Genomic DNA, 17,813 nt, shown 5'->3' with positions numbered 1-17,813 from the left:
TACCTATTCATCACCATCTTCTTTATCATTCTTTATTTTATCTAATATATCAGAAAAATTCTCCTTCTCAAAGTCTCTCATTGATTCAGGTTTATCAACTTTTGTTGGGACAATAAGTATCCCAAGTATAGTTTTCCCCTTTTGATAAGGATGTTTACTTGTCTCTCTCATCTCACCTCTTGGGTTTCTTATTTTAAAGAATATACTTTCAGGTTTAGAATGTAAAATTCTACTTATATCTTCCTCAGTTTTTACCTCTTCTTCATTCATTTCCACAATTGTATCTTCACCTTTAATTTCTAAAGCTTTTCCAATAGAATTTGGTGATACTTCAAGTACCATAATTCCATCACGGCTAACATATTTTGCTTCCATTGTATTATCAAAATAAGCCTGAATTCTAATCATTGCTTCGTGACCTACTGGTGCAAATACCACAGCTAAGGCCTGAAAAAATATGTTTATATGAGCAAGTTGTGCCACTAAAAATAATGCCATACTATAAGCTATTACAAATAGTCCCGACATTAAAGTCTTTTGATTTTTAGTTTGAGTAAAGGTATTTGACTTATACCCAAGCATACCATAGAAAGGTATGAGCGCTACTACTGATTTTTTAAGTATTTCACTTGGTATTGATGTCTTAACAATTGGCCACCAATTAGGCATAGGTTCTGTAGTACCTAAGTCTGCTATTAAGCTTGTATTCACCATAATAAATAGGGCTATTGGAACGGTCCAGTATCTCCTAAAGGCAAATCCACCTTGAATCTCTCCCTGAACCTTTCTAAATACCGGAATATTACCCCTTTTTCCATCTATAATAATTAAAATACCTTCCACAAAATGAAGCACTGCTACTGTAGCTATTAAAGACGGTATATCTACTCTTAAGAAAGTATTTTCTCCTACTCCTGCATTTTGATAAACTACGGTAAGTATTATGCTTAATGCACCTAAAATTGCAGCTGAATATGAAAAACATATAAATTTAGGACTAAATATAGCAAGAAATATAGATGTCATAAATAATATCTCAATAACTTCAGTACCATAATATATTACACCTAAGTAGGACATCATAATACTTGCCAAAATTCCTGCAAATATTCCAAGTACTAGCTGAGAAATTGTTAATTCAAAAGGGGAGTACAAGGGCTCCCCAATTATCATCTTTTGCATTATTGATATTTTTCTATTCCGTTTATAAAGCATAAATACTAAAACAGCTAAAAAGAATATATAATATGGATCTGTTAATGTAATTGCTAACCTTCTTAAAGTATATATTAAAATATTCATTTCATTGTATTCCCTTCCTAGAGTTTTCCTTTTATTAGCTGGAGAGCCTTTTGAAATTGAGGATCTGTAGTTCTATCATAAGGCTTCTTTAAAAGTTCCTCTGGATACTTCACTTCTATATCTGGCTTTATTCCTGTGCCATGAATGTTTTCTCCATTAGGCGTATAATACTTAGATACTGTGACCTTTAGAGCTGTTCCTTCTCCTGTTTCAAGAACAGTTTGAACTACACCCTTCCCGAAGGTTTTTTCTCCTACCAATGTACCCGCTTTATAATCTCTTATAGCTCCAGAAAATATCTCAGATGCACTAGCTGACCCTTCATCTGTCAAAAGTACTAAAGGTACTCCTACATATTTGCCTCCAATTGAATTGTATTTCTTTTCTCTTTTATACTTATCAATTGTTGAAACTATAACCTTATCCTTAGGCACAAAATTTGAAACCATATCCACACATTCATCTAAAAGACCACCTGGATTACCTCTTAAATCAAGTATAAATGCCTTTGCTCCCTTTGAACTTAATGTATCAAGTTCCCTTTTAAAGTTTTTAGATGTATTTTCATCAAACATACTTACAGCTACATATCCAATATTATTATCTAACATTTCACCTTTAACTGTAACCATATTAATTTTAGCCCTTTTTAGCTTTACATCAAAGTTTCCTTTCTCTTCTCTAAATAGTGTAAGAGTTACTTCTGTTCCTTCTTGCCCCTTCATCATGGTTACTGCTTTATCAAGTTCTTTTCCACTTACAGCAGTTCCATTTACTTTTTCTATTTCATCTCTTGGAAGAAGTCCTGCCTTTTTAGCAGGAGACTCTTCAAATATATCTACTATTACTATTTTGTTGTCCTTTGACTGTACTTGAAGACCAACTCCGCTATAATTTCCTTCTGTCTGAGTATTAAATTCGGTGTATTCTTTTTTATCCATAAATACTGTATAAGGGTCATTTAAAGCTGAAGTCATACCCTTTATTGCACCTTCTTCAATAGCTCCATTATCTATCTTTCCATCATATAATTCATAAAGTACATTCTTTATTTCATAAAGCTTTGAAAACTCAGTAAAACTATTATAATCATCTCTACTAACTATAACTTTCCCATTAGGCATCATAAGCGACACTGCGTTAGTTCCTAAAAATGTAATAGCATTAGTTACTATTACAATTAAAATCGTCGTTATTACCCACCTTTTCTTATTCATAAAACAATCACTCCTTATCCTTTCAAGTACAGACTATCTACTATCTCTTCTATATATATGTTTATATAAACTTAAGATAATTATAACACTAAATTTAAATAATAATTAGTAAATAATTGATGATAAATTCATCTTAATGAAACTTTTCCCTATAATAAACTAGTATAAATCAAATTAAAGCCGCTTTACAGCGACTTTAATAGTAGTTATTCTCATATAATTGTTTATTTAAAAAATCTCATACTTGAGTTTTAACATTTATACTGCAAGGAATTTTCTAATTGCAAGTATACTTCCCACTGCTCCTATTACTATTCCTGCAATTATAAACTGCCATGATATAGTAGTTAACACATATATAGGCTCAACAAGCTGTATCATCATAAGGCTTGAAGACATTCTAATATACACTGCATTATATGCATAATAAAGTACACCACAAGCAACTACTGCACCGATAACTCCCATAAGCATACCTTCTATTATAAAAGGCCATCTTATAAACCAATCCGTAGCACCTATGTATTTCATTATACCTATTTCTCTTCTTCTAGAATACACCGTAATCTTAATGGTATTTCCAATTAGGAATAAGGATACTCCTATTAATACTATAAATAAAGCCAAGCCTACCCACTTAATAGTACTTGTAATTTTAACTATAGTATCTACTATCTTTTTACCATCCTGTATTTCATATATACCTTCCATCCCCTTAACACTTTCTACTACCTTAGACACCATTTCAGGAGACTTTACCTTTACAACAAAGGCATCTGGTAGAGGGTTGTCCTTTTCAAGTCCTTCAACAAGAAGCTTATTTTCTTCTCCTATTTGTTCCTTAAATTTTTCCATAGCTTCTGCCTTACTTTCAAAAGTAACCTTTACTACTTCATCCAGAGAATTTATCTTTTCTTCTACTGCTTTCTTTTGTGCAATAGTTACATCTTGATTAAAAAACACCTTTGCTTCAACTCTAGATTCTACATCTTTTACTACTTGCTGAACATCTAATATTGTAAGCAAAAATACTCCTAATATGAAAAGTGTTGCAGCTACTGTTGCAGCTGATGCAATACTTATAGTTCTATTTCTTTTAAAACTTTTCAACGCATCTGAAAAAAAGTGTTTGCAGGTATTAATCCTCATATCCGTATGACCCCCTTTGTTCATCTCTTACCAAATTACCTTTTTCTAAGGCTATTACTCTTTTTTTCATATTGTCTACTATATCCTTCGCATGGGTTGCCATTAATATTGTAGTACCTGCTCTATTTATATCATTAAGTATGTCCATTATTTCCATTGACGTATCTGGATCCAAATTACCAGTAGGTTCATCAGCTATAATAAGAGCCGGATTATTAACTAAAGCTCTTGCAAGTGAAACTCTTTGCTGTTCTCCACCGGATAACTCATGTGGAAATGCCTTATGTTTATTTGACAGTTTAACCATAGACAGAACTGCTGGTACCTTCTTTTTTATATCTTTCATAGGAGCTTCTATAACTCTCATGGCAAAAGCTACATTTTCATATACATTTAGGTTAGGTATAAGTCTAAAATCCTGAAAAACTACCCCTATTTTTCTTCTATAATAAGGTATATCCTTTCTTTTTAAAGTAGTTATATCTACATTATTCACCACAACGCTTCCAATACTTGGATCTACTTCCTTTAAAAGCGTCTTGATAAATGTGGATTTACCAGCTCCACTTGGACCTACCAAAAACACAAACTCTCCCTTACCTATACTCAGATTGATGTTTGACAGTGCCGGTATATTTTTTCCATACACCTTCGTAACATTCCTAAATTCTATCATTTCAACCTCTCCCTTATTTATACATATAGTAACATTCTTCATCATAATTTCCCTTAACATGCAATATTATTATAACATAGGTGTATAAAATAAAAAATTAAATTACAATAAAAATTTTAGTTAATATTTAGTAATTAATAGTAAATATTCTTTAACTGCTTATTATTTAACTTAATTCTTGCAAATAAAAAAAGTTTGCCGAGCAAACTTTTTTCCTAATTATTTACCATTAATTGACTTAATCTTCTAATGAAATATCCTGAAATCCCTCTCCAAGAACTTCATGTACTTCTCCCACAGTAATAAATGCTCTATTATCTGTATCTCTTATATAATCCTTTAGCCTAATAAACTCTCTTCTATTTATTACAGTATATAGAATATCAATGTCAGCATTGTTGTATCCGCCCCTGCCTTTAAAAATCGTACAACTTCTATCAAGTTCATTTATTATAAACTTTTTTATATTATCATGCTTAGAGCTTATTATTACAACTTGCTTGCAGACATTAAATCCTTCAATATACCAATCGATTATCATTCCATTAAATATTACTGATAACAAAGAATACATTCCTACTTCAATTCCAAAGGATATTGCTGAGGATAGTGTTACTATGAAATCTACGGATAAAAGTGCCTTGCCTATTGGAATATGTACGAACTTATTCATTATCTTTGCAATTATATCCGTTCCTCCTGTAGATGCTCTTTGATTAAAGGTTATTCCCATTCCTATTGCAGATATTATAGTTCCAAAAGCTGATGCTAAAAAAAGGTCATGAGTCATAATACTTGGCGGAAACTTAATTTTACCCATTATCCATAATATCAAAGACATAGCTAAGCTGGCATATATAGTTTTAGCTCCAAATTTCCCGCCTATAACTACAAACGCTACGATAAATAATACTCCATTCATCATTAAGGAAATAGTACCTATTTCTAGAAATGGAAAAAAGTGATTTACAATTATAGCTATTCCTATAACCCCTCCTGCTGCAATGTTATTTGGAGCATAGAATAGCTCCGCAGCCAAAGATACCAAAAACACCCCAAATGTGATTAAAAAATATTCTTTAAGTTTTTTCACAAATAACACCTTCTCCACATTCTTTTATTACTTGATAACTATTCATAATTCCGCACATGATCTATATAATCCTTTTACTTAGTTATAAGTCCCTACAAATCAACTTATTGAGATGTTTGCATATTTATTATCTTACAAAAATTCTTTGCTATTCACACTTAAGCATTTGTTTATTTTATATATAAGAATAAGGGCTCACTCCGAGCCCTTACTATTATTTCAATCCTATATTCAATCCTATACTTATCAAAAGTGCTGCATCTACTTTTTTCATATCGCTATTAGACATGTGTCCAATTTTTTCTTTAAGTCGCTTTTTATCTAATGTTCTTATTTGTTCTAGCAATACCACAGAGTCTTTATTTAAACCATAATCCTCGGAAGAAATTTCCACATGGGTAGGTAATTTTGCTTTGTTAATCTGTGAAGTTATTGCCGCTACAATTACAGTAGGACTATATTTATTTCCTACATCATTTTGAATAATAATTACAGGTCTTATGCCTCCCTGTTCTGAACCTACTACAGGGCTTAAATCAGCATAAAATATATCTCCTCTTTTCACTATCGTTGTCATGGGACCAATCACACTCCGGAAGCTTCGCTTCATATTCTTTTAATTCTCTAATGTCACTTGCAAAGCCCATCTCTGCAAATTCTAGGTTTATATTTCCCATTTCCATGTAACCTTTTCTCATTAGCTCCATTTCTTTTGCTCTTTTTTTCTCCTCAATATATAGTATTATAGCTTCCCTAATAAATTGACTTCTTTTTTTGGAATCTTCTTTAAGTGCCTTATTAAATTCATTATTAAGTGTTTCTGAGAGGTTTACTACCAATTTTTTTGAATCTGACATTAAATCTATACCTCCTATTAACCTATGCAAAAGATATGTACAGAACAATTATATTACTATAATCATAGTCATGTCAAAATTTTTTTGTATTTTTTATTATTTACGCAATTGGAAATTTTATACATAACTTCTTATTTTAATAACTTTTTTATCTTTTACATAGACTCTAGGAACTCTTCTGCTTATCATACATAACACTTCATAATTAATAGTGCCTAATATAGATGCTAATTCATCTGCTGTCATTTTCAATTCACTATCTTCTCCCATAAGTATAACTTCATCTCCCAAGTTTACATCTGGTACATTTGTCAAATCAACCATGCATTGATCCATACATATTCTTCCTACCACGGGTACCAGCTTCCCGTTTATTATTACTTTAGCATCTTCTCCTAAAGATCTTGTATAGCCATCTGCATAGCCTACAGGTAGAGTTCCTATAATACTCTCCCTCTCAGTTTTAAATTTTCTTCCATAGCTTATATACTCCCCTATTGGAACCTTCTTTAAGTGAACTATGTTAGTTTTTAAAGACATTACAGGTTTTAAGCATACCTTTGTTTTATCCACCTCTTCTGAAGGATAGTAGCCATATAATATAACGCCAGGCCTTACTGCTTCAAAATGTGTTTCAGGCATATCTATAATAGCTGCACTATTTGCTATATGTCTTATATTTATTTGTATTCCTCTTTCCTGCAATATATTATAAAACCAATTAAATTTTTTCAATTGTTCATACGTATAGTTTTTATCCTTTTCATCTGCTGTAGAGAAATGAGAATAAATCCCCTCTATCTTTATATTAGGAAGCTTACTAATTCTCTCTACCTCACTTATATCTTCTTCTCTAGGTAAAAAACCAATTCTCCCCATTCCTGTATCAAAAGCTATATGGATTTTCCCTATTTTATTTTCCGCTAAAGCTTTATCTGAAATTTCCTTTGCTAAGTCATAAGAATATACCGTTTGCTCTATATCATACTTTATCAAAAGATCTATTAAGTTTGGAGGTGTATATCCTAAAATCATAATGGGGCATTGTATTCCGCCCCTTCTAAGCTCTACTGCCTCATTCAAAACAGCTACTGCAAGTCTTGTAACTCCATTTTCAAGTAAGGTCGGAGCTATATCTAAAGCTCCATGACCATATGCATCCGCTTTAACTACTCCTATAATTTCCGTAGCTTTTGTTACTCTTTTAATTTCCTTTATGTTATGAGCTAAATTATCTAAATTTATTTCTGCCCATACTGGTCTTAGATGTCTGAACACTTAAATTCCACCCTTCACTTCTGTACTTAATAACTCTTCATTAATTTCTGCATTTGCCACAAAGTTTTTGTAAAGCACTTTAAATTTAACTTTATTATTTAAATCATATACTTCAACAAACTCAGGAAGCTTAGTTTCAGTATTGATATAGAGCTTCCCCTTGTCTAAATTTCTATTTAGATTTGATAGATATATCTCGAGTACTTGATATTTAATTCCACTTATATCTTTAAAATAGGTCTTAATTTCCTCATTGGTATAAATCAGTCTGATATACTCCCCTACAGAACTTAACTTTACAATATTCTCAAAATCTCCACTTAAGCTATACTTAAATCCACTTTTAGTATCATTCACATATATTTTATCACCTTTACATATATAAATCCTATCCGAATTTAATTCTAATCTGACTCCCATATTCTTTTTATAGTATTGTTTCATATCATATTCTATATTTTGCTTATCATTTTGCAGTATAATGTGAGCATCACTAGTATAACTTTTCAAGGACTTTATATAATCTAAACTTTTCTGAGTTTTATCTATTTTGAAATAGCACCCAGCAAAAACCGTCATAAAAAAAGCAGCAATTAATATTAACAATAATTTTTTCATAAAATTCCCCCTGAACTTTACTCTCTATTATTAATACTATTCCTGCCTTAATTTCATTATTCTAATTAAAACCAAATTATATCACTTAATTTCGGCCTAATTACTCCATCAGCTCTTTAATAACATAAGGAAGTTCTTCTAAAAGTTGACTTGCACTTACACAAAACATTTTCTTTGAAAGCTTCTCCCCTGTGTATCCATGTATAAAAGTCGAAATGCTTGTTGCCTTTAGGGGCTCGTATCCTTGTGCTATAAAAGATGCAATTATGCCTGTTAATGCATCTCCCATGCCTCCTGATGCCATAGCACTATTTCCTGTAGGGTTTATAATAGTTTTATTCCCATCTGTGATTACGGTATTATATCCCTTCAAAAGTACTATACACTTATACTTTTGCGCAAAGTTTTGTGCAACTTCCATTCGATTTTGTTTTATCTCTTCTATCGTTAATCCCGTTAATTTAGACATTTCTCCTAAGTGTGGAGTAATTATTACCTTGTTTTTTGATTCTTTCAATAAATGAAGGTTACCCTTAAGAACATTTAATCCATCTGCATCAATTACTACAGGACATGCTGCATTTAACAAAGTGTCCATTACAAATTGTAATGTAGTTTCATTATTGCCCATTCCTGGACCTATAGCTATGCAATTGCTGATCTTTAATAACTCTTTAAACTTTTCCGTATTTTTAAAATGTAAAGTCATAGCTTCTATAAGTTTAGAACTTAAAATTGGCTGTATTTCTTCATCACAACACAACGTAACAAGTCCTGCTCCACTTCTTACGGCTCCCTGAGTTGCTATGTACGAAGCCCCAGTAAACCCCTTAGAACCTGCAATAATGACAACTCTTCCATAATCTCCTTTATAGCTATGCTTATTTCTTTTAATAATGCTTCGTTTTATAAAATTCTCATCCATTATATATTCATTTTCATGGAACTTATGAATTGCTTCCTTTGGTATGCCAATATCCTCTATAACCACTGCTCCTGTATATTTATCCACACCATAGTTTAAAAATCCCTTTTTATATAACTGAAAAGTCACAGTTTTATTAGCCCTTATAGAATTCCCAAGTACCCTACCACTATTGCATTCTAACCCTGAAGGTATGTCTATAGATAAGATATAGGACTTGCTTTCATTTATTACAGATATAGCTGCACTATATATACCTTCAACATTTTTATTTAAACCTGTTCCAAATATGGCATCTATAATAATATCAGCTTGTTCTAAGTACTCTCTCATTTCATTTATATCTTCCATATTATTTATAGATATTATCTTAACTCCCATGTTCAAAAGTATATTATAATTAATTTGAGAGTCTCCTGAAAGCCCTTGCTCTCCTCCCAATAAAAATACACCTACATCTTTTCCTATTACATGAAGATGCCTGGCTACTGCTAGTCCATCTCCACCATTATTCCCCCTGCCACATATGATTGAACAATTCTGCACATTCTCAATATCAATATTTTTTACAACTTTAAGTGCAGCATTTTCCATAAGCACTATACTAGGTATTTTTAAAACTTGTATAGAATATTTATCAATTTTTCTTATAACTTCTGCAGTACCTATTCTCATATATTAATACACCTCCAAAACTGCATAGGCTATAGCATTTTCTCTACTATGAGATATTGATACATGAAGTTTATAGGGCTCTTTTACAAGTTCTTTTGAACTTCCATGTAAAAATGCTACAGGTGCTCCAAGTTCATCACGAAGAATCTCTATATCCTTTAAGGAAAATTTTCTAAATCCAGTTCCTAACGCTTTTGCTATGGCTTCCTTTGCAGCAAAATTACCTGCAATCACCTCTGTCAAAAAATTCCTTGAAGTAAAATACTCAATCTCTCTTTCTGTAAATATCTTATATATAAAATTATTATTTTTCATCATAGCATTCTTTATTCTATATATTTCAATTATGTCTATGCCCGTTCCCCCTATCATATTTATCACCGCCTTTTTTATATAAAAATAAAATAGAGATCTATATCTCTATTTTATCATTAATTCTATATTAATTAATCCCCATAATAAACCCTATAATAAAATAATCAAATTTAAATTTTATATTTATGCTATCTATCCACAACCATTTTTTATTTCTGCTTTTTGGCTGTTGGCCTCTAGTTACTTATTATTAGTTAGTTGCTATCTCTCTTAATACGTTATCAAAATCATTGATATACTCGTCTACATAATCCCCTGCTATATCTATAAGATGTATCGGTGACACAGTGTTATCATGCAGTACTTTCAAAAGGCTATGTACTTTATGTCTTTGAGGACTTATATTCTTTATATAATCTCTTTCTATATTTACTATATTTCCCTCTACCTTATCCTGTCTTTCTATTTCTATTCCATAGGACTGTACTTCTATTAATTCATCTCCATAATTAAGATTAAATTTATCCTTTATCAATCTATAAAAATAAGTCTTTTCCATATCTTCTCCTTGATGAATTTTTGATAAATTTTCAACTATTATCATAATTCATTTCCCCCCACTCGCTAAGTTATATTAATATAATAACATTTAAGATTCAAGAAACCTGTCATTTTATGAACTGTGGTTTGGACAAGTTGTTTATCTAATATGACAAAGAAGGTAAAAAACACTTCCTAATAGTGAATACTTATCCATGCAATGGGAATAACTGTATTTATCTGGATTTTTTCATGTCGAATTATAGTGTAAATTAAGTTAATTTCTACTTAAAATTTTTTATGTAATATTTTACATTTCAGTATTATAATAGGTTTAAAACTCACATTAAAAGCCTATTTATTATTAATTATGTAATTATCACATTAATTTACTCTAATAAAATAAGAGTAGTAGCTATAAAGAATAGTACAACTCTTATACTTATTACCGATATATTACTTATAATAAATTTAAGTATAACATATATCAGGCACCTATTTTTTTACATTAGATAAAATTATAATAGCAATTATAACAGATACTATCCCTACCCATTCTACACTGCCAAGTGGAACTCTTAGCCACAGTACAGATAAGACCGCCGCGGATAAAGGTTCCATAGAGGATAATACGCTTGCTTCTGTTGGCTGTATATATTTTAAACTTTCCAAGTAGCAATAAAAAGCAACAAGGGTGCCAAATAATACTACAAACATAACAGCAACCATGGAATTAATGGACCACTGTCCTATAAAATTCCAGGGCTGATGTATAAAACTAAAAGCTACTCCACCAATAAGCATACTCCATCCAACTATAAGTGTAGATCCCCATTTGCCAAGTAATTCACGAGGATATAACGTGTAAAAAGCTGATGTAAAGGCTGCACCAATTCCCCAAAATAACGCTAACTTAGATATTGATATACTATACATATTTCCTTTTGTAATTATAAGAAATGTTCCTAACATAGCAAAGACAATAGCTATGTTTTGTCGTATGCTTGGAAATTTCTTAGTACGAATAGCTAAATAGCAAGTAATTATCACCGGTGATAGGTATTGTAGAATAGTTGCTGTTGCTGCATTGCCATGTTTAATGGCAGCAAAATATGTATATTGTACACCTAACATTCCAATAATACTAAAAATTATAAGACTATAACAGTTATGTTTAGCTCTCCAAATCTTCCATATGTCTTGTTTTTCTCTTATGACTGCGTATGTTAATAAAATTATTCCTGATACTAATAAACGGATTACAACAAGCCACTCAGGACTAAATCCCTTTTTTTGAAACAAATATTGAGCAGCAGTACCCGATATTCCCCATAGCATAGCCCCTATGATAACAAGTAGTAATCCTTTTGTTCTTGATTGAAGTTTTATCATTTTTCCATCCACCCCACTATGTTATTTTCCCATATTCTATATTATATTAGAAATTAAAAGAGTGCAAAATTCAATATAATTTTGCACTCAAAATAATAACTTATATCTAATTATTGATTAAATTACTTTTTCTAGAACCCCTGCCTCCATATTCTTTATCTTAGGGAATCCTAATGCTATTGCAATAACTGCAGATATCCCAATTAGATATGGATAGTACAAATACTTCATTATTAAAAATGGTGAAATACCTGCAATACCTGATGCAACTAATAGCTGAGCTCCATATGGTATAACTCCTTGAGCAAAGCACGAAAAAGTATCTAGTAGACTAGATGTTTTTTGTGGTTCTATATTATATTTGGAAGATATACTTTTTGCTAAAGGTCCTGTGGTTACTATAGCTATAGTATTGTTAGCAGTACATACATCCACTAAAGTAACTAAAAGTCCTATGGCAAGCTCGGCACCCTTTCTGGACTTTACCTTGCTTGTTATAAAGTGAAGCAAGAAATCTATGCCTCCATTGTGCTTAATAAGCTCTACAGTTCCTCCAATTACAAGTGATACTATCACTAGTTCTGACATCCCTGCTATTCCCTTTGCTATAGATTGAAGAAAAGCTATAACTCCCATAGATCCAGTAGCAATTCCTACTATACCTGAAAGCGCTACTCCACCAACTAAAACTAAAATTACATTTACTCCCAAAAGTGCTGCTATAAGTACAGATAAATAAGGGAGTACCTTTACAATGCTATACTGATAGTTTCCAGATAAAGCAGCATTATTACCTGATGTAATTACTGCAAATATCACTGCTGTAATGATTGCCGCTGGCAGAACTATAAAGAAGTTAGTTTTAAACTTGTCTCTCATTTCGCATCCTTGAGTTCTAGTAGCTGCAATTGTTGTATCCGAAATCATTGATAAATTATCGCCAAACATTGCTCCGCCAATTACTGATCCTAGCACTAAAGCCACTGATATACCAGTCTTATCAGCTACTCCTACAGCCATTGGAGACAGTGCAACTATCGTTCCTACAGAAGTTCCTATAGAAGTGGATATAAAGCACCCAATAATGAATATACCTGAAATTAAAATATTACTTGGAAGTACCTTAAGTCCTAAGTTAACAGTAGATTCTACTGCTCCCATATCTTTCGCAACTTGCGCAAAGGCTCCTGCTAAGATAAATATTAAGCACATAAGTGTAATATTTAGATCTCCTGCTCCCTTACAAAATATCTCAACTTTGCTATTTATGCTTTCTTTTTTATTCATAAGTAATGCTACCACAGCAGCAATTAAAAATGGGACAGTAACAGGCATAGCATAAAAATCATTACTGATCAATGCTATTGATAAATATATTGCTACAAAAACTATTAGTGGTAGTAATGCTGTCGCCTTACCTTTTTTTTCAACTGAGTTATTCATTTAATATCCTCCCATAATGACTATTTAAAGTTAATTTAGAAAATAAAAAAACCCCTTGCCGACAGACACAAGAAGTTATCACTTCTCCCCTTATCTGTCAGGTATTCACCTGCTGGATTTAGCACCTTCAAAACAAATGTATTAAAACAGATGTATCTGGGTTGCCGGGCTTCATGGGGCCAGTCCCTCCGCCGCTCTTGATAAGAAGTTCTTATTAAATTTTAAGGATAGTTTATCATCAAACTAATTTATTGTCAATCCTTTAAAAATTACCACATTTTAAGATAATGTTGATATATAGTATGGAATTTTCATTTAGGAAAGCTTCACTTCGTAAAAAAGCTCTAATATTTAACATTAAAAATGTAAGTAGACCTGCTAAAGGAAGAAATTTCACCTTAGTGAAATTTCAATAATGACTATTAACTATTCAGTATTAACCATCAATTAAACTTTTATCACAAAATTCTTTCAAGTTTACTTTCTTAATCATTATCTGATAATTATTAGTGTATAATAATCTTAGGGTTAAAATTAAACTATGGGGAGCTGAGTATATGAACAATAAAGCTAATGGTACAACTTTTATTATTATTGGAAACGGCGCTGCTGGACTTTATGCTGCAGATGCTATAAGGCAGAAAAATTCAAACGCCTACATAACAATGATTTCAGATGAAAGTTATTATAGCTATTATAGACCTTCTCTTTCCGAATATCTTGCTAAGGAAATTTCTAATAAAAAATTATATTTAAAAAATAAAAGTTGGTTTGAAGAGAATAGTATAAACTTAAAACTAAATACTAAAGTAGACAATATACTTCCTAAAGAAAATAAGATATTTTTATCTGATGGCACTTACCTAAAGTATGATAAACTTATACTTGCAAATGGTGCACGTAATTTTATTCCACCAACTCCTGGGGCTGATAAAAAGGGTGTATTTTCCTTAAGAACAATAAATGATGCAGATGAAATAATAAGTTATGCAAAAGATTCTAAAAAAGCCGTGGTTATTGGTGGCGGTCTATTGGGCCTTGAGGCTGCATGGGAACTACAAAATTTAGGGCTCGATGTAACTGTAGTTGAATTTTTTCAAAGACTTCTTCCTAGACAGCTAGATGAGGAAGGTGCTGAAATTTTTAGCAATCAAATCCGTGATTGCGGCATTAATGTAATTCTTGGCGACTCGCTAGTTGAAATACTTGGCAATGATAATGTAACTAATATAAAACTAAAAAGTGGCACTACCATTGATACAGACATGGTATTATTTTCTGTTGGAATAAGAGCAAACAAAGAATTGGCTGAAAAGTGTGGAATAAAAACCGATAAATCTGTAGTAGTAAATGAAAAAATGGAAACTAATATACCTAATATATATGCTTGCGGAGATGTAGCAGAATTAAACGGTAGAAACTACGGCATTTGGCCTGCTGCTGTTCAGATGGGGAAGGTGGCAGGTGTTAATGCATGCGGAGATGAATTAATATTTAAAGATTTTGTTTCATCTACGATTTTCTCCTCAATGGATACAAATCTTTTTTCCTCTGGATATTTTGATGATGAATGTGATATTTTATCTTATAAGAATGAAGATAATCATATATATAAAAAGCTTTTCCTTAAAGATAATAAACTAGTTGGCTGTATACTTCTTGGGGATACCTCCTTATCTATAAAAATAGTAAAGGGAATTAGAGAGGGCTATTCTAAGGAAAAGATTATTTCATTAGGCTTAATATAAAAATTTTGTAGATACTCTTTAATAAAGCATCTAACTTTAAAACACTTTTAAGAATCTTAGGCTGTCTGATCAGCATATAGTTTAGAAAACTTAGGTGTTTTAAAGTTAGAGATATTTCTTTTTTATATATTATCTTAAAATGTTGGAATTTTCCTTTACCTTTCTATCGAAGGCTAACGCTGCATTTAATTCCCCACCAACCATTATAATGATGGAGGTTAAATATAACCACGTTAAAAGTATAATAACTGCTCCTATACTTCCATACAGCCTTGAGTAATTTCCAAAGTTGTTTACATAAAATGAAAACCCAGCAGATACCACTATCCATCCTATAGTTGCAAATATAGCACCTGGGGTTACTTCCCTCCATCTAAGCCTTTTACTTGGAGTATATCTATATAAAAGAGCAAATACAAATATCATGGAAGTTAATATGATAACATATCTTACCATATTCCATAAAGACATAAAAGATTCTGGAATGGAAAATTTTCTAATTAAAAAGTAACCAAATATTTCACCAAAAACTAATAAAAATAATGTGACAACTATTATAAAAGTTAATCCTATGGTACATAAAACAGAGATAAGTATTACTTTTATTAAGGATCTTTTTTCTCTTTCATCATAAGCTTTATTAAGACCTCTTATTACACTTCTAAATCCAGTAGATGACGTCCATATGGAGAAAATGAACCCAAGTGATAAAAGCTTACCATTCCTTCCTTGTAAAACCTCTAATACTGTATCATGAACTAATTTATATGCCCCATCCGGCAATATCTTACTTAATTCTAAAAGTACTAATTCGGTATTTAGGGATAGATATCCTATTAATGTCATTAAAAAAATTAAAAATGGGAAGAAGGACAAGATTAAACTATAAGATAATTCAGATGCTAATGCTGGAACTTCATCATCTATAATCCTTTTAACAATACTCTTAACATCTATTTGTGATTTTACCTTCACTTAAACCTCTCCCCTCCTTATATTTATAAGCAGTTATACGCCACTAAATTTATAATTGTGATTTCTAAATAAAATCACCTTCATTTACTTACTCAAATCCTTTATGAATACTGCGCTTATATCATTAAAATCATCAATCATTATATCCGCTTTACTTAAATCTTGGTTTCCAGAGTTTATATTTTTGTATCCTATACATTTCATATTAGCTTTCTTTGCAGCTAAAGCCCCATTATGAGAATCTTCTATAACCACACATTCCTTAGGATCAACATCTAATTTTTCAGCAGCATATAAAAATATATCCGGCTCAGGTTTGCTTTTACTCACATAATCTCCAGTTACTATGTAATCAAAGTAGTCTCTTATTTCAAACATGCTCAATACCTTTTCTATTACATTTAATGGTGATGATGATGCTACTGCTAATTTTATATTGTTTTTATATAAATCAATTATGAGATCTTTTACTCCCTTTATTGGTTGTAAATCTAATGCATCATTTAAAAAATCTAAATATGTATCCCTATCTAATTGTACCAATTCCTCTAGGCTCTGGGTTAAATTATGATTAGTTTTTATCTTATCCCACATATAATGTGAAGTAGTTCCTATAAACGTATTGTGTTCTTCATATGCTATAGATATTCCTAGTTTTTTAAATATGTCTTCCTCAATGCTTAAATGAAGTGGCTCACTATCTATTATTACTCCATCCATATCAAATATTACAGCCTTCACCATAATAATTATCCCCTTTCATTAGTTGTTAATGGACTTTATTATATCATACGAAATTTATAAAATATTATTACTTTTTATTTGATTGGGAATACTATTTATAAACATTTAACTTTTATTTAAACAAATGCTGATTTTATTTTTTAAACTTCAGCATCTTTTCAATGAAAAAAAATTAAGAGGTGAATTAACATGAAAATAGTAAAGATTAGAAAAAACAATGATGGTGATATAACTAATGTACTTACAGATGACAATATACAAAGAAGCCTCACAGAAGCAGTAGCTTTGGCTAAACGTGGAAAACTCGATTCTATAATTGTTCAGAAAAACCAGAATGGAGTGAATACCATAGCTTCTTCTCCTAAATCTAATGAGGAAAATAACTTGAATAACTTACCTACATTTTAAGTAGAACTAATTTCAAAGCTTAAAAGTCGCCATTTCAAAAGGCGACTTTTAATTGTTATTATCCAAATACTACAACTAGCATCATTTTAAATCTTTCTGTTGCATGTAATGCATGAGGTATTCCTGCTGGCATTACGATACATTCTCCCTTTTTAACTGCAAACTTTTCTTCACCAATTGTTATCTCTGCTTCTCCATCTAAAATGTTTACAAAAGCATCTCCACCTGAAGCATGAGAGCTTATTTCTTCTCCCTTATCAAAGGAAAATAGTGTTAGACTCAAGTGTTTATTCTGAGAAAGAGTTCTGCTTATTACTTGACCTTCTTGATAGGTTACAAGATTCTCTAAATTTAATGCCTTTGCAAAATCAATGTTCTTAATAAAATTTTTATCCATAATAAATATCCTCCATTGTAGTGTATTTAAGATTAATACTATATTTTAAATTTTTCATGTT

Annotated in this window: 19 protein-coding genes and 1 riboswitch; of the genes, 2 read left to right on the top strand and 17 right to left on the bottom strand. The window is 31.2% G+C overall.

The features are described 5' to 3' along the window. Positions 1–3: 3 nt before the first annotated feature. The 14 genes from JOC70_RS05860 to JOC70_RS05795 form a co-directional block, all read right to left on the bottom strand. Positions 4–1,302, bottom strand: a complete 1,299-nt coding sequence (locus JOC70_RS05860) for a PDZ domain-containing protein (RefSeq protein ID WP_204597956.1) — start codon at positions 1,300–1,302, stop codon at positions 4–6. Between the two features lie 17 nt (positions 1,303–1,319). Beyond that, complete coding sequence (locus JOC70_RS05855) at positions 1,320–2,519, bottom strand: S41 family peptidase (protein WP_204597955.1); 1,200 nt, start codon at positions 2,517–2,519, stop codon at positions 1,320–1,322. 258 nt (positions 2,520–2,777) lie between these two features. After that, positions 2,778–3,668: a permease-like cell division protein FtsX gene (ftsX, locus tag JOC70_RS05850; protein ID WP_204597954.1), complete on the bottom strand. Its 891-nt coding sequence runs from the start codon at positions 3,666–3,668 to the stop codon at positions 2,778–2,780. Next, on the bottom strand, positions 3,658–4,344 hold the full coding sequence (gene ftsE / locus JOC70_RS05845) for a cell division ATP-binding protein FtsE (protein ID WP_204597953.1): 687 nt from the start codon (positions 4,342–4,344) through the stop codon (positions 3,658–3,660). Before ftsE ends, ftsX begins: the two co-directional genes overlap by 11 nt. Before the next feature lie 238 nt (positions 4,345–4,582). Beyond that, positions 4,583–5,437, bottom strand: coding sequence for a DUF6198 family protein (locus JOC70_RS05840; RefSeq protein WP_204597952.1), 855 nt, complete (start codon positions 5,435–5,437; stop codon positions 4,583–4,585). A gap of 214 nt (positions 5,438–5,651) precedes the next feature. After that, positions 5,652–6,014, bottom strand: coding sequence for a type II toxin-antitoxin system PemK/MazF family toxin (locus tag JOC70_RS05835; protein WP_035309460.1), 363 nt, complete (start codon positions 6,012–6,014; stop codon positions 5,652–5,654). Continuing rightward, entirely contained in the window at positions 5,974–6,294 is a 321-nt protein-coding gene (locus JOC70_RS05830) for a hypothetical protein (RefSeq protein ID WP_035309459.1), read from the bottom strand. Before JOC70_RS05830 ends, JOC70_RS05835 begins: the two co-directional genes overlap by 41 nt. Before the next feature lie 117 nt (positions 6,295–6,411). Continuing rightward, the gene (alr, locus tag JOC70_RS05825) at positions 6,412–7,572 is read right to left on the bottom strand and encodes an alanine racemase (RefSeq protein ID WP_204597951.1); all 1,161 of its coding nucleotides are present in this window, start codon (positions 7,570–7,572) and stop codon (positions 6,412–6,414) included. After that, positions 7,573–8,190, bottom strand: coding sequence for a germination lipoprotein GerS-related protein (locus JOC70_RS05820; RefSeq protein WP_204597950.1), 618 nt, complete (start codon positions 8,188–8,190; stop codon positions 7,573–7,575). A gap of 100 nt (positions 8,191–8,290) precedes the next feature. Further along, positions 8,291–9,790, bottom strand: coding sequence for an NAD(P)H-hydrate dehydratase (locus JOC70_RS05815; RefSeq protein WP_204597949.1), 1,500 nt, complete (start codon positions 9,788–9,790; stop codon positions 8,291–8,293). Between the two features lie 3 nt (positions 9,791–9,793). Beyond that, a complete protein-coding gene (gene acpS, locus JOC70_RS05810) occupies positions 9,794–10,162 on the bottom strand; it encodes a holo-ACP synthase (protein ID WP_204597948.1) in 369 nt (122 codons plus the stop codon). A gap of 193 nt (positions 10,163–10,355) precedes the next feature. Continuing rightward, positions 10,356–10,709: a DUF6514 family protein gene (locus JOC70_RS05805; protein WP_204597947.1), complete on the bottom strand. Its 354-nt coding sequence runs from the start codon at positions 10,707–10,709 to the stop codon at positions 10,356–10,358. Positions 10,710–11,140: 431 nt separating this feature from the next. Continuing rightward, positions 11,141–12,037: a DMT family transporter gene (locus JOC70_RS05800; protein ID WP_204597946.1), complete on the bottom strand. Its 897-nt coding sequence runs from the start codon at positions 12,035–12,037 to the stop codon at positions 11,141–11,143. 117 nt (positions 12,038–12,154) lie between these two features. After that, positions 12,155–13,480 (bottom strand): Na+/H+ antiporter NhaC family protein, encoded by a 1,326-nt coding sequence (locus tag JOC70_RS05795; protein WP_204597945.1) that lies wholly within the window; start codon positions 13,478–13,480, stop codon positions 12,155–12,157. Positions 13,481–13,567: 87 nt separating this feature from the next. Then, a riboswitch (SAM riboswitch) is annotated at positions 13,568–13,687 on the bottom strand. 350 nt (positions 13,688–14,037) lie between these two features. Between JOC70_RS05795 and JOC70_RS05790 the strand changes: the two genes are divergently transcribed. Next, complete coding sequence (locus JOC70_RS05790) at positions 14,038–15,228, top strand: NAD(P)/FAD-dependent oxidoreductase (RefSeq protein WP_204597944.1); 1,191 nt, start codon at positions 14,038–14,040, stop codon at positions 15,226–15,228. Between the two features lie 129 nt (positions 15,229–15,357). On the opposite strand, the gene JOC70_RS05785 is transcribed toward JOC70_RS05790, so the two are convergent. Together JOC70_RS05785 and JOC70_RS05780 are read right to left on the bottom strand one after the other, a co-directional pair. Then, positions 15,358–16,203, bottom strand: coding sequence for a YhjD/YihY/BrkB family envelope integrity protein (locus JOC70_RS05785; protein ID WP_204597943.1), 846 nt, complete (start codon positions 16,201–16,203; stop codon positions 15,358–15,360). 84 nt (positions 16,204–16,287) lie between these two features. Then, positions 16,288–16,947: an HAD family hydrolase gene (locus tag JOC70_RS05780; RefSeq protein ID WP_204597942.1), complete on the bottom strand. Its 660-nt coding sequence runs from the start codon at positions 16,945–16,947 to the stop codon at positions 16,288–16,290. A gap of 189 nt (positions 16,948–17,136) precedes the next feature. Here JOC70_RS05780 and JOC70_RS05775 point away from each other — a divergent pair, with 189 nt between their 5' ends. Then, a complete protein-coding gene (locus tag JOC70_RS05775; RefSeq protein ID WP_204597941.1) occupies positions 17,137–17,355 on the top strand; it encodes a DUF3892 domain-containing protein in 219 nt (72 codons plus the stop codon). Between the two features lie 58 nt (positions 17,356–17,413). Here the strand turns inward: JOC70_RS05775 and JOC70_RS05770 are convergent, their stop codons facing one another. After that, positions 17,414–17,752, bottom strand: a complete 339-nt coding sequence (locus tag JOC70_RS05770) for a cupin domain-containing protein (protein WP_204597940.1) — start codon at positions 17,750–17,752, stop codon at positions 17,414–17,416. Positions 17,753–17,813: the final 61 nt, after the last annotated feature.

This window comes from Clostridium pascui, assembly GCF_016908015.1.
GTDB classification, from domain to species: Bacteria; Bacillota; Clostridia; order Clostridiales; family Clostridiaceae; genus Clostridium_AK; species Clostridium_AK pascui.
This window is presented reverse-complemented; position numbering and strand designations above follow the sequence as displayed.